Source organism: Paenibacillus sp. J22P277 (genome assembly GCF_059383675.1).
Window position 1 is genome coordinate 32,601 of the sequence record NZ_JBXENS010000012.1, and the last position, 17,084, is coordinate 49,684.

General features: G+C 60.6%; 2 protein-coding genes. Both read left to right on the forward strand.

The genetic code is table 11. The features are described from left to right. The first annotated feature begins 240 nt into the window (after positions 1–240). A complete protein-coding gene (locus AC50YL_RS33245; RefSeq protein ID WP_494837665.1) occupies positions 241–8,346 on the forward strand; it encodes a SpvB/TcaC N-terminal domain-containing protein in 8,106 nt (2,701 codons plus the stop codon). 55 nt (positions 8,347–8,401) lie between these two features. Next, positions 8,402–17,077, forward strand: coding sequence for a neuraminidase-like domain-containing protein (locus AC50YL_RS33250; RefSeq protein ID WP_494837666.1), 8,676 nt, complete (start codon positions 8,402–8,404; stop codon positions 17,075–17,077). The last annotated feature ends 7 nt before the right edge of the window (positions 17,078–17,084 follow it).

Below are 17,084 nucleotides of genomic sequence, written 5' to 3' on the forward strand. Positions count from 1 at the left end.
CCGCTGCGGAGCAGCCCCCGCAATGCAAATGAAGCATTCTCCCGAATTCGTCAAAATATAATATGATGGCATGTTACTTGGATACTACTGCGTCAGGTCGAACTGGCTGGTATGCCGACGGATGATGACGAATGGAAAAGAAAGCTATACAAAAAAATGGTCGCTTGGGCTTATTGGAATAATTCACCATTACACTGAATATTGAGGAGTGGGATACGCCGTTACAGGAGGATGACTCTTATGGTTGCATCGGATAAAACAGCAAATCCGAACAAAGATGAGCACGTATTGACGACACCTTCTATCTCATTGCCCAAGGGCGGCGGGGCGATCCGCGGCATGGGCGAGAAGTTCGCCGCCAACCCGGTCACGGGCACCGGTTCCATGAGCGTACCCATTGCGACAAGTCCAGGGCGTTCGGGTTTCGGGCCTCAACTCTCCCTGTCCTACGACTCCGGCGCCGGCAACGGCCCGTTCGGCTTCGGCTGGAGCCTGTCGTTGCCGTCGATCACGCGCAAGACCGACAAAGGTTTGCCGCAGTATCTCGACGATGCGGTTGATTCGGATGTCTTCATCCTTTCCGGCGCGGAAGACCTGGTGCCGGTTCTTCAGGCTGACGGTAAAAGCTTCCGTGACGACACAACCGCGCCAGGGTTCGTCATCAATCGCTACCGTCCGCGTATCGAAGGGCTCTTCGCGCGCATCGAGCGTTGGAGCAAGATCGGCTCGCCCGGCGATGTCCATTGGCGCTCAATTTCCAAGGACAACATTCTAACCCTCTATGGCTATGACGCGAATTCGCGCATTACCGACCCGCTCGATGCCAGCCGCATCTTTTCATGGCTGATCTGCGAATCGCGCGATGACAAGGGCAACGGCATTCGTTACCTTTACAAGAAGGAGGACGGCACCTACCACCCCCGGCCAGGTCAAGACGATCCGTTCAATCAAGTCCACCAGCGAAACCGGGGCCTTGCCTCCGATTCACGTCGCACCGCGCAACGCTACCTGCAGCGGGTGCTGTACGGAAACCTCAAACCCTTGCTGGATGCCCAGGGCCGGCGCCCACGCTACCTGAGCGATCTGCCTGATCCGCCGTCGGACACCGACGCCGATTGGTTGTTCGAGGTGCGCTTCGACTATGGAGAGTTGGATGAGGGCAACCCGTCGGGTGAACCGGAGAAGCCCTGGCTCTACCGCCCGGATGCATTCTCTAGCTACCGCTCGGGTTTCGAGGTTCGCACCTGCCGCCGCTGTGAGCGGGTGTTGATGCTGCACCACATCCCCGATCAACCGGCTGGCCAGGGCCGAGCGGCGCAACCCGGCTACCAAGGCGTGGTGCGCAGCAACGAATTCATCTACGACGACGAGATCGACCCTAACCTCAGCACCCGGCCCGTCTACAGTTACTTGAAGCAGGTGGTGCAAACGGGATGGAAGCAGGAAGGGGGGGCGACCACGCGTCGCAGCCTGCCGCCGGTGGATTTCACCTACACCGAGTCGATCGTGCAGGAGCTCGTCGAGGAGGTTGACCCCGCGAGTTTGGAGAACCTTCCCATCGGCCTGGACGGCAGTGCCTACCGCTGGACCGATCTGCATGGCGAAGGCATCCCCGGCATCCTAGCCGAGCAAGCCAGCGCCTGGTTCTACAAGCGCAACTGGAGCCCAATTCCTCAGCAGCAGACTGACGGTAGGGAGGCCGTTAAAGCGTACTTCGCCCCGCTCGAAATGGTCGCTCTCAAGCCCAACGTGACCTTGAGCGCCGGTGCCGAATTCATGGACTTGGCCGGCGATGGGCAGCCCGACGTAGTTGTCATGGAAGGCCCCGTCCCTGGCCTGTACGAACACGACGAGGTCGAAGGCTGGCAGCCCTTCCGCCCTTTCACTTCGCGCTTGAAGCGCGATTTCCGCGACCCCAACCTCAAATTCATCGATCTGGACGGCGACGGCCACGCTGATGTGCTGATCACAGAACACGATGCCTTCGTATGGCATCCCTCGCTCGCCGAAGAAGGTTTTGGCCCGGCACGCCGCGTGGCGCAGGCGCTAGACGAGGAGAAAGGCCCGCGCATCGTCTTCGCCGACGGCACGCAGTCGATCTACCTGGCCGACTTTTCGGGCGACGGCCTCACCGACATCGTTCGCATCCGCAATGGCGAGGTTTGCTACTGGCCCAACCTGGGCTATGGCCGCTTCGGTGCCAAAGTAACGATGGACGGCTCGCCCTGGTTCCACAACCCGGACCAGTTCGACCACAAGCGTATCCGCCTCGCCGATATCGACGGCAGCGGCACCACAGACATCATCTACCTGCATCGCGACGGTGTGCGCCTGTATTTCAACCAGGCTGGAAATGGCTGGAGCCAACCGCAGCTGCTCAAGGTATTCCCGCGCATCGATGACCTAGCGAACATCGTTCCGATCGACCTTCTCGGCAATGGCACCGCCTGCCTGGTCTGGTCATCGTCCTTGCCCGGTGATTCACAGCGGCCGATGCGTTACGTCAACCTGATGGGAGGACAAAAGCCCCATCTGCTGATTAAGACCACCAACAACCTCGGTGCCGAAACCCAAGTTGCCTACGCCCCCTCGACCAAGTTCTACCTGCAGGACAAGCGTGACGGCAAGCCCTGGATCACGCGGTTACCGTTCCCGGTGCACGTCGTCGAGCGTGTCGAAACCTTCGACTACATCAGCCGCAACCGCTTCGTCACCCGCTACGCCTACCACCATGGCTACTTCGATGGCGAGGAGCGCGAGTTCCGTGGATTCGGCATGGTGGAGCAGTGGGACACGGAACAGTTCGCAGCCCTTGCAGATGGGGAGACGCCGGCGGCCAACATCGACGGTGCCTCGCATGTGCCGCCGTTGCTGACCAAAACCTGGTTCCACACCGGGATTTACTGCAGGGCTGACCGTGTCTCCAACTACTTCGCCGGATTGCGGAATCACTCAGCCCGAGGTGAGTATTACCGCGAGCGTGCTTGGCTTAACAACGACGACGAGGCAAAAAATCGCCTGCTGCGGGACACGATTCTTCCAATAGGGCTGAGCGCGGAAGAGGAGCGTGAAGCGGTACGGTCCCTCAAGGGTATGATGCTGCGCCAGGAGGTCTATGCGCTCGACGGCCTCGATGCGGACGCCGACTACCCCCATGGCCATCCCTACACCGTCGTCGAGCAGAACTTCACCATCCGCCAGGTGCAGCCGCGTGGCTCGAATCGCCATGCCGTCTTCTTCAGCCACGCACGCGAGGTAATCAACTATCACTACGAGCGCAACCCGGCCGATCCGCGCGTGCAGCACGCGCTGACGCTGGAAGTGGACACTTTTGGCAATCTGCTTCGGTCACTGGCCGTAGGTTACGGGCGGCGCCAATCGCCGCTGATCGACAAGTGGGACCGCGAAAGGCAGACCAGGACCCTGATCAGCTACACCGAAAACACTGTCACCGATCCGATCGGCGCGACGGATGGCCCTGAACTGGCGAAACACACTGATGACTATCGTGCTCCTCTACCGGCTGAGGCGATCACCTATGAGGTCTACGGCTTCACACCGCCCGAAGATCTCGGCCGCTTCACCTTCGATGAGTGGGAGGAAGAAGGCTTCCAACGGCTGACCGATTTGCAAGTGATTCAGTACGAAGATACATCTCAGGTCGGCAAACGCCTAATTGAGCGCCTGCGCACGCTCTACCGGCCCGATGACTGCGGGGTCGGCAAGGAAGATGCCGGTGCGCTGCTCACACTAAAGACGCTTGAGCCGCTTGCCCTGCCCGGCGAAAGCTACAAGCTCGCCTTCACCCCCGGGCTGCTGGATCAGGTGTTCGAGCGCCCGAGCCAAGGGCAACCCGATGACCCACTGCTGCCGCCGGCTGCCCGGGCAACGATCCTCGGCGGCAAGACCGGCAACCAGGGTGGTTACGTCGACCTGGACGGCGACGGCCACTGGTGGATCCCTTCGGGCCGGTCGTTCTGTCACCCGGACGATGTGGCAGCCTCTGTTGAACTGGCCGAAGCGCGCAGCCATTTCTTCCTGCCGCGCCGTTACTGCGATCCTTTCGGTCAGAGCGCCGTGGTCGACTTCGACGCCCAAGACCTGCTGATGGTCGAAACCCGCGACGCGCTCGGCAACCGCGTCACGGTGGACGCCAACGACTACCGCGTGCTGCAGCCGCGTCTGGTCAGCGACCCGAACCGCAACCAGATCGAATTGGCCTTCGACACGATGGGCATGGTGGTCGGCACCGCCGTGATGGGCAAGCCTACGGACAATCCGCACCAGGGCGACCGGCTCGATGCCCTGTTCTCGCCCGATCCGCTGCCGGCAGTGCTGGATGCCTTTATCGACAAGCCGCGTGAAGCATCGCCCGACCCGAAGGCCAGCGTAGCAACTCAGGCCGCGTACGACTTGCTCGCCAACGCTACGACGCGCGTCGTCTATGACCTGACGCGCTACATACGCTTGGGCGAGCCGCCATTCGCGGCCACCATCGCGCGCGAAACCCACGTCAGCGATCTGGACCAGGGGGCCAAGAGCAAGCTGCAGATCAGTTTCAGCTACTCCGACGGCTTCGGCCGCGAAGTTCAGAAGAAGATCCAGGCCGAACCCGGTCCGCTCGACGTCAACGACACCGTTTCGCCCATCGTCAACCCGCGCTGGGTCGGCAGCGGCTGGACCGTGTTCAACAACAAGGGCAAGCCGGTCCGCCAGTACGAGCCCTTCTTCACCGGCACCCACCGCTTCGAGTTCGACGTCCGCATCGGCGTCAGCCCGGTGCTGTTCTATGACCCGGCCGAGCGGGTCGTCGCCACGCTGCATCCCAACCACACCTGGGAGAAGGTGGTCTTCGATCCGTGGCAGCAAACGACATTCGACGTCAACGACACGGTGCTCTTGCCGGTGCGTGCCGACAACCCGCTTCGCGATGCTGACATCGCCGGCTACTTCGGCCGCCTGCCGGATGCCGACTACCTGCCCACTTGGCACGAGCTGAGAACCCTGCCTGCCCATGCCGCAGCCTTTGCAAACCGCTACCCGGCCGCCGAGGATCGCATTAACGAAACAAAGGCCGCTGAGCGCGCCGCCGGCTATGCCGACACACCTACTACCGCCCATTTTGACGCCCTGGGTCGGCCCTTCCTGACCGTGGCTCGCAACCGGGTGATCTGCGAGGGTCACTTGCTCCACAACAAACCCGACGAGGAATTCCGCACCCGAGTCGAGCTGGACATCGAAGGCAACCAGCTCAAGGTGTTCGATGAGCGCTTGCTGCCCGACGCAGACAACTTACCCCTGGGGGCGCTGGAGCAGCGCATCGTCATGCAGTACGCCTACGACATGCTTGGCAATCGCATCCATCAGCTCAGCATGGAAGCCGGCGCGTGCTGGATGCTCAACGACGTGGCTGGCAAGCCCATCAACGCATGGGACAGCCGTGGCCACAACTACACGACAAGCTACGACGCGCTGCGCCGCCCGATCAAGCAGCACGTGCGTGGCACCTTCAGTGATCCTGATCCACTGAAGCCGAACTCCGACCCGCACACGCTGAATCCGCCGAACGAGGACGGATTGCTGGTGGACAAGATCGAATACGGCGAACCACCTTTGGGCGCCACGCCAGCCCAGGAGGCCGAGGCACAGCGCCTCAACCTGCGCACCCGCATCTATCGGCATTCCGATTCCGCAGGCGTCGCCACCAACGCAAGGCTCGACGCTGCCGGCAACCCGTTCGAGGCCTACGACTTCAAGGGCAACCTGCTGCGCAGCACGCGGCAACTGGTCAGCGACTACAAAGCCATCCCGGACTGGTCTCGGAATCCCAGACCGAATCTCGATGCCGAGACCTTCGAAGGCGGCACCCGCTACGACGCGCTCAATCGCCCCATTCAATCCATTTCGCCGCGCAGCAGCCTGGGGCGCGGAAAGGTCAATGTCATCCAGCCGGTATTCAGCGAAGCCAACCTGCTGGAACGGGTGAATGTGTGGCTGGAACGCGCGGCGGAACCCGCCGTGCTGCTGGATTCGACGAACGAAAGCCCATCGTCGGTCGGCATCGCTAATATCGACTACGACCCCAAAGGCCAACGCCTGCGCATCGACTACAAGAACGGTGCCAGCACCTTCTACAGCTACGACCCGCTCACCTTCCGCCTCACCCAATTGCTTACCAAACGCAAGGCAGCGGACTTCCCCGGCGACGACCCGCTGGCCGCTGACCCCAACTGGCCAGGCAAGCAAGTGCAGAACCTGCACTACACCTACGACCCCGCCGGCAACATCACCCACATCCGCGACGACGCGCAGCAGGCTATTTACTTCAAGAACCAGCGCGTCGAGCCGAGTAACGACTACGTCTATGACGCGATCTACCGGCTGATCCAAGTCCAGGGCCGTGAACACCTCGGCCAGGCCGGCGCGCCCATCCCGCACAACTACAATGACGCCGGCCGCGTCGGTATCATCAGCGCCAATCCACCTGGACGCTTCGCGCCAAACGACCGTGGCGCGATGGGCCGCTACACCGAGCGCTACGTCTACGACGTGGTCGGAAACTTTCTGCAGATGCAGCACGCGCGACACGATGCTGCCCTGGCGGGCTGGACGCGCACCTACACCTATGGTGACGCCAGCCTGATCGAGCCCGGAAAACAGAGTAACCGGCTGAGCAGCACCACCGTCGGCAACGCCGCGCCGGAACCCTACCGCCACGACTTCCAAGGCAACATGCTACGCATGCCGCAAATGCAGACGATGCAGTGGGACTACCGCGACCAATTGCAGATGACTCAGCGGCAGAAGGTCAACGACGGGGACGCCGACGGCGTCGCGAGACACGGCGAGCGTACCTGGTACGTCTATGACGCTGCGGGGCAGCGCGTACGCAAGGTGACCGAGTTGGCCAACAATGGCGGGATCAAGGACGAGCGTATCTATCTCGGCGGATTTGAAGTGTATCGCAGTTATCAAGGCCCATTCAATGCGCGCGCGCTGAAACTGGAGCGCGAGACGTTGCACGTGATGGACAACAAGCAGCGCATCGCGCTGGTGGAAATGCGCACGTCAGGCATTGAGGCGAATGTTCCTCAGCGACTGATGCGCTACCAGTTCGGCAACCACCTCGGATCAAGCAGCCTTGAGCTGGATGAGCAGGCTCAGATCATCTCCTACGAGGAGTACGCGCCCTACGGAAGCTCCACCTATCTGGCCGTGCGAAGCCAGACGGAGACCGCGAAGCGGTATCGGTATACGGGGAAGGAACGGGATGAGGAGAGTGGGTTGTACTACCACGAAGCGAGGTATTACGCACAGTGGCTCGGGCGGTGGGCAAACTGCGATCCCAGCAGACTCACCGGTGGCATTAATCTGTTTGCCTACGCCGAGGGCCGTCCAACACGGTTCGTCGATTCTTCTGGCCTTGCTCCAGAGACTCCTGAACAAGTGTTGGCAGAGGTAGACAGACTCCATGCTGAACGACTGAACCTTCAGGCGGGGCTGAGTGGAGCTGAGCAACAACTTAAGCGTGCGAGCGACACAGCGATGCACATTCGCGCTGACGTTGAAGCGGCCGGCAAAGGGGGCGCGCTGAGCTATTTCAGTGAGGAGCAGAAGTTTCTGCGCGCCGCGGAGCGTGATGTCGCTAAGTTGACAGAGAAGGTTACTTTGGTGTCCAGAGCGATCGAAACAGTGAAAACCAAGCTTGCTGTAGCCGAAAAAGCACTCCGTGAGCATGGACTGGAATGGTATGCGAAAGGTTTGGAAGCCCAGGGCGAGAAAGAAGCAGCGGCGGAGATCCGGAATGAATTGATAGAGACTACAGAAGACAAGTTCAAGCGGTTTGCCGAAGAGGAGGCAAAGAAGGCGGGCAAGAAGCCTCCGGGAGGAAGCGGTGGCACAGGTGGCAGTGGCGGAGCACCGCCGCCCAGCCCTCCTGCCGGCGCAGGAGGTGGAGCCGGCGAAGCCGGGGCAAAGGCGACTACGAGTACGGAAACGAAACTTGGAGAGAAAGAACTTGAGAAGGGCGGCGAGAAGCTCGCCGAGAAGGCTGCTGAGAAAGGCCTGCTCAAAGGCGCGGCAAAAGTCGCCGTGAAAGCTGCACCGGTCGTTGGGATAGGGGCTGGTATTTATTTTGTCCAACAAGACATCAAGGCGAAAGAGTATGGCAGGGCTGTTGTCGATGCGGCTGAGGCTGTCCCCGTCGTCGGCGATATCGTTCTCGTCGGAGACGTGGCCTACCAAGTCGGAGCTTGGGGTTTAAGAAAGTGGTCGAACTTTGTTGCCAATGTCACGGTTTCGAATAATCGACAGTTACGCGAACTAGATGGACAACCCCGCTATTGATTGCGCCTGTCTTTTAACGCGAGCAAGCGTAGGTTGAGCCAAGGAGGCTACCAACATGAACAAAATCATTTCGCCCCTGATACCCGACATGCGGGGCGCGGCGGTGGCCGATCTCCAAGTGGCGCTGAGACTCCTGCTGGATCGCGGCGCGATCCAGCAGGACGACGAGGGCGCTGGTTTGGAGCGCGAACAATCCACCCAGACCTATGGCCAAGCGACTCGCAATCTGGTCGGCATCTTCCAGAAGACTTATCGCCTCGAAGTAAGTGGCAAGGTCGACGAGCGCACCGCGGCCACGCTGAACGACGTCCTCAAACAGCTGGGCGCAATCGACGTCGCCCCGGCGATCCAGAAGCGCGTCGTCGCCGGCCGGGTGATGCAGGAGGACCAGAGTCCGTTCAAGGGCAGGGTCGTCCTGTTCCATGAAGGCGATCAGGGCAACATTCGACTGGGAGAGGACACGGTCGGCGCCGATGGCCACTACACCATTCGCTACGAAACCTTGCCTGGTGTGGACGGCGTCTATGCTCGCGTGGCCGCCTTGGACATGGCCGGCCGTACGGTGAAAAGCTCGGAGATCGTGCGTGGTGAAGGGCTGCTCCAGGTCATCGACTTCGTCGTGCCGGTGGCGCAGCCGATGCCGGATGCGCGTCGTGTGGAAGGGCGGATCGCCTTCGATCACGGCGCCCCGGCACAGGGGCTGACGCTCCGTCTGTATCGCCTGGGCTTCGGCGGCGCCGAAGCCGCTGTGCGACTGACCGAGACGAAAACCCTCGAACACGGCGTCTACAGCTTGCCCTACGTCGCCGATGGCAACGCGGCCAACCTTGAGGTCCGGGCGGTGGACGAGGCTGGCAATGAGGTGGCGCTGTCGAAGATCATCCGCAACGCGGGCGAACGCGAAGCCATGAATCTCGTCGCTCCGGCGTTCACCAAGCCGCTGGCAGCGGAATTCACACGTTTGGCAGGTGACTTGCAGCCGCATATCGGAGACCTCGTACAGCTCAGGAGCGCGCGGGAAACCGCCGAACGGCCAGACCTGACGTTGTTGCACGAGGAAAGCGGTTGGGATGCGAGGCTAATTGCGACTGCGACGCTGGCGACTCGGCTGAGCGCCCAGGAGGAAACCGGACTGCCGCAGGAGGCGCTTTACGGCCTGTTGCGAGCCGGCCTGCCCAGCGACAAGCTGCAGCTAGCTCAAGTGAGCATGGAGGCCTTCGACCAGGCGCTCAACAAGGCCCGCGTGGCCGGTATCGTCCAAATTGACGAGGCCGCTCTACCACAGATCCGGAAGGATTTCGAGACTTTCAGCGTCAACAGCCGGCTGGCGGTGCAAGCGCCCGGCTCGCAGGCGACCTATGGTCAGATGCTCGCCAAGTTGGACCTCGGGGAGAACGAGCAGAAGACCTTCGCAAAGCTCTACCAGAACCACCGCGGCGATGCCAAATCGCTGTGGGAAGCGGCCGAGAAATCCGGACTGGGCGCCGTCGTGCCGAAGCTGCAACGCCAGGGCAAGCTGGCCTTTCTCACGACGAACAATCCCGATCTGACCCACAAGCTCCAGGGCGACCTCGGCGAGGCAGGTCCTGATCAGCTGGTGAAGATGGGTCTCTACAAAAAGGAGAAGTGGCTTGACCTGATCGACGTTGTTCCGGCGGCGTTTGCCGGTGCGCAGAATCCCAAGGAGACCTACGCGGAGGACATGGCACGCAGAGTGCGGATCAGCTACTCGACAGAGGTCACCTGGAACATGATCGACTCTGGTGAGCTGGAGATTGAGGGAGGCAACGCCAACCTCAGTGCCTTCCTCAAGAACGCCATTGCCAAAGGGTTCAAGCTGGGGCAGACGTCCATCGAGCCATTCATCAAGGCCAACTCTGACGTGTTCGATGGGATCGCAGACGCCGATCACGATACCACTAGGGAGATGGTCAATACCCTCCAGCGTGTCTACCAGATCACGCCCGGCAACGACGCAATGAAAGCGCTACTGAACGCCGGACTTCTCTCGGCGCAAGAGGTGCTGGCCTATCCGCTCGACGTGTTTCTTGAACGCTTCGGCGAGCTCTTCCCTTCGCCGGAGCAGGCCGTGCTGGTGTATCGCAAGGCCGAGCAGGTGAGCAACATCACCTACAGCATTTTCAGTCTAGCAAAGGAGCTGGACAGCACGCCGCCGGTGCATGCTATGTCAGGGTCAATGGAGGCACGGAAGGAGGCGAAGGGAAGGCTGCTCAATACCTTTCCGACGATGGAGAGCCTGTTCGGCTCGCTCGACTATTGTGAGTGCGAAGAGTGTCGCTCCGTGCTTAGCCCGGCAGCCTATTTGGTCGACCTGCTGCAGTTCCTCGACCGCGACCCCAAGCTGTGGGCGAACACGCTGAAAGACTGGAAGACCAAGCACAAGGATGAGAATGGACAAGCGCTGGCCTATCCGTTCAAGAACGCGGGCGAGCGCGATGCGTTTTTCTCTCGTTGGCGTGCCGTGCACACGGGCGAGCCAGACCCGAACACGGAGCAGACGCCGTATGATGTTTTAATTGAGCGCCGGCCCGACCTGCCGCACATCGCCCTGACCTGCGAGAACACGAACACGGCACTGCCGCAGATCGATCTGGTCAACGAGATCCTCGAGTACTACGTCGCCAACAACAGGCTCAATGCGGATGCGGTCCGCGACACCGGCGACGAAACCACGGCCGAGTTACTGGCTGAGCCGCAGCATGTGATCACCGAGGCGTATGCCGCGCTACAAACTGCGGAATATCCGTTGGCACTGCCATTCGACCGGTGGATCGAAACCGCACGTGCCTTCAGTGCCTACTTCGATGTGCCGTTGTGGCAACTGCTGGAGACGTTCCGGCCGGTCGATGAACTGTTCGCGCCTACCACAATCTACGACCGAACGGCGGTCTTCTACGAGTCGCTGGGCCTGTCGCCGTCAGAGGTCGCCTTCTTCACCAACCCTGACCCGCTGTCGGAGTGGTTCAGGCTCTACGGTTTCGAGACGGCCGCGAAGGCACTGGATGAGGCAACCGACTCCGACACCGGCCAGCGGATCGATCTCAACTCAGCCAAGGCTCTGGCCCGCCGCCTGGATGTGACCTACCAGGAACTCACCGATATTGTTCAGACGGCGTTCGTCAATCCGGGATTGGCCGACCTGGCGCTCCTGTACAAGCTGGGTGTGACGATTGTGGATGCGCGCTTCTACATTGAGCATAAGGCGATCAATGATCAGAACCAAGACATCGTCGGCAAGCGACGTGCTGACCTAGCGCCCGCCGATCAGCAGCGCTTCGACGCGCTGACCAAGAAGCTCGACGGTAGCCCGCTGACGGGCTGGGACATCGTGAATGAGGTGGCAGCCTTCGAGCACCGACTGCACGATTTGGCGACGACGTTCAACACGCCACTGGACGCGCTTCGAGCTGCCGTCCTGGCCATCCCCTTCAGCAAGGTTCTCGTCCTGGCCGCTCCCGATGCCGGCAGTGACTTCGACCTGACGCGCCTACAGTACGCCGATGGCAACAAGGTGGATGGCATTGCCCTGCTGCGCATCAACCTCTATGTGCGGCTGTGGCGCAAGCTGGCTTGGAGCATCGAGGAGACCGACCGCGCGTTGACGACTTTCACGCCGCAGTCCACCCCGTTTGACGGCAATCAAGCCAACCTGGACAAACAGCCGCTTCAGACCGCGTTGGTTTACCTGGCACACCTCCAGGCGTTGGATCGGGTCGTCGAGGTCGGAAAGCAGAGCCGCCTCAAGCTCCTGACACTGTGGTCACATATCCCGACCGCCGGCAAACAGCCTCTTTACGCCCAGCTGTTCCTGACGCACGGCGCACGCAAGAGTGCCGAGGTCGAAGTCATCGTTCCAGGCGAGCCGAAGCCACGTCGCCTCTCCGTTTTCGACGACCCGTTCGGTCGTTACCTGGAGACTGCGCAGTTGGCGCACCTCGCCGATCAGGTTCGCTACGAGGTTCGCCTCCCGGGTGTCAAAGAAGCCGACCAGATCAACGCGGCCGCCTTTGCCGGTGAGGAGCGGATCGACTCGCGCTATGACGACCTGGGCGAGGTCCAGTACCTCAGGTACGTTGGCATCTTGACCGATGGGGAAAAGGAACGGCTTGACGGCCTAGCACCCTCCGAGGTCTTGTCGAAGCTTCTCGCAGCTGTCCAGGCGAAAGCCGCCGAGTTCCGGCTCATCAAAGGGCACCTGCTCTGCCTGCAAGGTGCGTTGGGCCTCACCGCCGACGAGATCGGCGCCATTCTCGTTGATGCGGATGCCGACTCCTCTCTCGACAACGCCGCACTCGACCTTACCAACGTCTCGATCCTCTACCGATACGGCCTGCTCGCCAAAGCGCTGCAGCTGTCGGTCGGCGATCTGATCACACTCAAGAATCTCTCCGGCCTCAACCCATTTAAGCCACTGCGTTCCGGCCCACTGGACCAGATCGATGACGACTATCCCTTCACACAAACCCTGCGCTTCGTCGAGGTTGTTGCGGCCGTGAAGGACAGTGGCCTGAAGGCCGAGGACCTTGACTATCTGCTGCGCCACCGCTTCGACAAATCGGGCAAGTACCGCGCCAACCGTGATGCCACGCTGACACTGCTGAAGTCACTGGCCGTAGGCATCCGCGCCATCCGCGCCGAGCATGCGGTGCCGGACGATCCGGCGGCGCTGAGCGATGAGGTGCTGCAGCAAAAACTGGGCGTAACCCTGCCTCCTGATGTCGTGGCGACTTTCATGGCCATGCTCAACGGCACAGTCGAGTTCAGTGCCGTACGTGACTTGGCTCCAGCAGATCAATTGCCGCAGACCGTGACGGACCAGCCGGGTATCCATGAGGTGACCTACGACACCACACGGCAAAGGCAACGGATCACCTTCCAAGGTGTCTTGCTCGATAGGCGGAAGAACGCGCTGAAGAACGCCATCAATCCCGTGCTCAATGCGGCACAGCAAGCCGTATTTGCCGAGTTACTTGAGGATGTGCAGCAACAGGCGTGCGACTTCTTCAATACGCACCTGAAAAAGCAGACCGATTCACAGCCGGAAAGTGGCATTCTGGATGAGGTCTATTTCGACTATCTGTTCGCCGCCTCGCCGTTCGCCTTCAATTGGTCGGAGAGCACGTTACAAACGTTGGATGGAGTCGGTTCCGCAGAGATAGCTGTGCCCGACCCGGTCAAGAACAAGTTCGCCGAGCGCGACGTTCTCCTGTCAGACGAGGCGAAAATTGTCCAAACCGGAGAAAACCTCTGGCACATACGCGATAGCGAAAAGGAATTCTCACTCTTGAAGGCGCGTGATGTTCTCGATATTGAACAACAGACAGGAGCATCAAGGGCCGAACCATTCTCGGTGGATTTGTTGGTTTCAGGAGGGTCCAGTCTCAGGTCGGCTTTGGAAGGCGTTGCCAACCCAACACAGGTTCCCGACGAGATCAAAGGAGCATTTGCTGCGCGCGGGATTCAATTTTCGGACCAGGCAACGATCGAGAAAACCAGTGAAATGCTGTGGACGATTACCGACCACACGGATACCTTCCGGGTCTCCAGGGCCAGCGGGCTCCAGGTCAAGATCGAGAAAGTTGGTGTCGTGGCGGGTGCCTTCCTGCCCGTCTTGCAACAACGCCTGATTCGGCAGTTCGTCGTGCAGAACCTCGTGGCCGAAACTGGCGCCGATCCAGTGCTGGTGGAAAGCCTGGTCACTGATGTTCGTTTGATCAAGGCAAACGACAAAGCGCTCCTGGCAACATTTTCCGCCATCGCCGAAGACAGGAGCGCTGAATTTGGCGATCCGTTGAACGCAACCGACAGTGCGCACTTCGAGGGTTATCTGGAGGTCGTGACGTCGGGCGCCTATCGCTTCGTTATCAACCTCGAAAAGCAGCACGCTGAGGCGGAACTGCGTTTCGACCATCTGCCGGAGCCTGTATTCCTCCAACTCGTAGCAGGCACAGACAACGCCACCTTCGGCAATGGGCTATCGGAGTTTCTGGAACTGAAAGCCGGCGTGCCCTACCGGTTCGAGTTTGAACTCAGAAAACTGAACGGCGGGAAGGCTCGGCTTTTGATGCAGGGTGAAACCGTACCCAACGGACCGCTGTCGCGTCTGAAGATCTACGACGGAGCGGCGTGGGACGCGGCGGAGTGCGCCCTCTTGCTCCTCGCCAAGTCGTTGCAGTTGGTGCAGAGCCTTGGGTTGAACGAGCGGGAAATCCGGTACGTGTTGACTCACGCCGAGGACTTTGGGAATGCGAAGCTCAGCGACCTGCCGGTTCAGACCAAGGACGATACAGATGACGAGATGGCAGCAGCTGCCACACGCTTCGGCTGGTTCCTTCGCGTAGCCGTATACCGACAGCTGAAACGCGGTCTCGCTGGCGACACTGACGACCTTGTCGGGATCTTCGAAGCCAACGCTGCGGCGTACCAGCGGCGGAAGAAGCGCAACGACGGTACGGACGACCTCAGCCAAGTCTTCGAGGCCATCGACAAGACTGTTTACCCACTGATCGCCCAACTGACACGCCGTGACGAAGAGACAGTGAAAGTGACGTCGAGGGCACTGGCCCAAACTCCTGCCTTCGCAAGCGAACAACCGCTGGAGCGGCTATGGAAGGCTTTGCAGGTGGTTGAGCGCTTCGGTGTACCCGTGGCCTTGCTGCTGGAATGGACGCGGATCGTCAGCCCGAAGGCTAGCCCGGCGCAGCGTGCCGACATCGCCTCAGACCTCAAGGAAGCGATCAAGGCGCGTTTTGAGCCGGAGACATGGCTGCGCATTGCCCAGCCCATCTTCGACAAACTGCGTCAGCGCCAGCGCGATGCCCTGGTCGCCCACGTGATGCATCAACACGGTTTCGACCGTATTGAGCAGCTCTTCGAGTTTTTTCTCATCGATCCCGGCGTTGAGCCCGTCGTCCAGACGTCGCGAATCCGCTCGGCAATCGGTGCCGCGCAGATATTCATCCATCGCTGCCTGCTCAACCTCGAACCGGCTGTCGCCGCCTCGGCCATTAATTCAAAGCAGTGGCAGTGGATGAAGCGCTATCCGGTGTGGGCTGGCAACCGCAAGCTATGGCTGTTCCCGGAGAACGTGCTGGAGCCGGAGTTTCGCGACGACAAGACGCACCTCTTCACGGAACTGGAAGGCAAATTGCTGCAAAGCGACGTGAGCAATGACGTGGCCGAGGATGCCTTCTTCACCTATCTCAAGAAGCTGGATGAACTGGCGCGGCTCGACATCGTTGCCATGTACTGCGAGGAAAGCCAGCTCGATCCGGCGTCGAACTTGTTGCACGTCATCGGGCGCACGTATCTCGAACCCTATCGCTACTTCTATCGCCGCTACGCCCACGGCATGTGGACAGCCTGGGAGCCGATGCCGGTTGAGATCGAGGGGAACCACATCGTGCCCGTCGTATGGCGCGACCGCCTCAACGTGTTCTGGGTCACTTTTATCGACAACCCGGATCCTGACGCAGGACTCTCTGACGATGCATTGGACTTCACGAAGGTGGATGTCCAGTACCCGGCCGGGACAATGTACTCGGATGTAAACGTCATGAAGCTGTCTGTTGCACCTAACAAAGAGAACCCTGCGGGCAAGAATCTCACGGAACTGTCGTTGGGCCAACTTGCAGGTGGAGTTCGCTCAGCGATGACGCGCAAGCTGGTCAAGGTGCAGCTCCATTGGAGCGAGTATTTCCAAGGGGAGTGGAGCGTGCGCGAGTCCGGCGGCTACAGCGCATCACTCGAAAAGAAAGTCCCGCTGGACTTCGACAGCGCCACGGTATTCATCCACGCTACCAAGGAGTTCGAAGGCAACGAGGAACGTGGGGTGATGATTCACCTCGGCGGGACGATCGATAAGGCATTCCGTGTGGTGAGCCGTAACAGCCGTCCAAAGGGGGTCTCGGGTGCGGCGACGCCCCCGCCAATGCCGTACAACGCGAAGAAGATCCAGGCCAACCGCTATGAAGGCAGCGACGCATTCAAGGTGACTTTCAACCAGCGGATCGTGACCGAGGTGGGAAAGGAACCCATAATCACAAATGCGACCTCTAGCATCCTGCAAGAAGAGGGCGGCGACTTCACGATACTGCCCTGCGCCAACACCATTTCCCTTGGCACGCCGGAAATCGCCTCGCTCGTGTCGCCCTTCTTTTACCAAGACGACCGCTCGAACACGTTCTTCGTCCAACCCTTGTTAAAGGAAAAGACGATCGAAGAGTGGCAAGAGTGGGTGACTCGGACACCCCAGCCGGAGGTCGAGTGGGATCACCCGCATTGGTGGGACAAACTGGACATCCAACCCTTGGTGCCCAAACTGAAGCTGCCGATCCCTGTACGCCCCGAAGATCCAATGTGGAAGACGCAGATCGATCCCCGGGCGCGGTTCGAGCTCACCCCGCGGCAGGATTGGCTGGTGAACCCGCAGACGCTTGTGCAGTTCGACGGGGAGCTCGTCGGGTCGGCCGGACGCGCCGGGTTGTCGGTCCAGCCGGCAGAGCGTGTGAGCACCCCCGAGGGAGCGGCACCAGCCATCACGGTGAACGCCGGTAGTGCCATTTCGCCCGGGAGGGCTGTCATCGCTACCGACACCACGGCGCTCGCAGCCGCAGGACTATCGCTCGGCGGCGCCGGGCTTAACATCATCGGCGGCACCGGTCTGAATTCGGCGCTGCTCAAGAAAGTGAATCTGCCCAAGGGCATGTAGAACGGGA

Bases quoted from the DNA above. Each gene is read 5' to 3' on its own strand.
- AC50YL_RS33245 (WP_494837665.1), top strand. From the start codon at position 241: ATGGTTGCATCGGATAAAACAGCAAATCCGAACAAAGATGAGCACGTA.
- AC50YL_RS33250 (WP_494837666.1), top strand. From the start codon at position 8,402: ATGAACAAAATCATTTCGCCCCTGATACCCGACATGCGGGGCGCGGCG.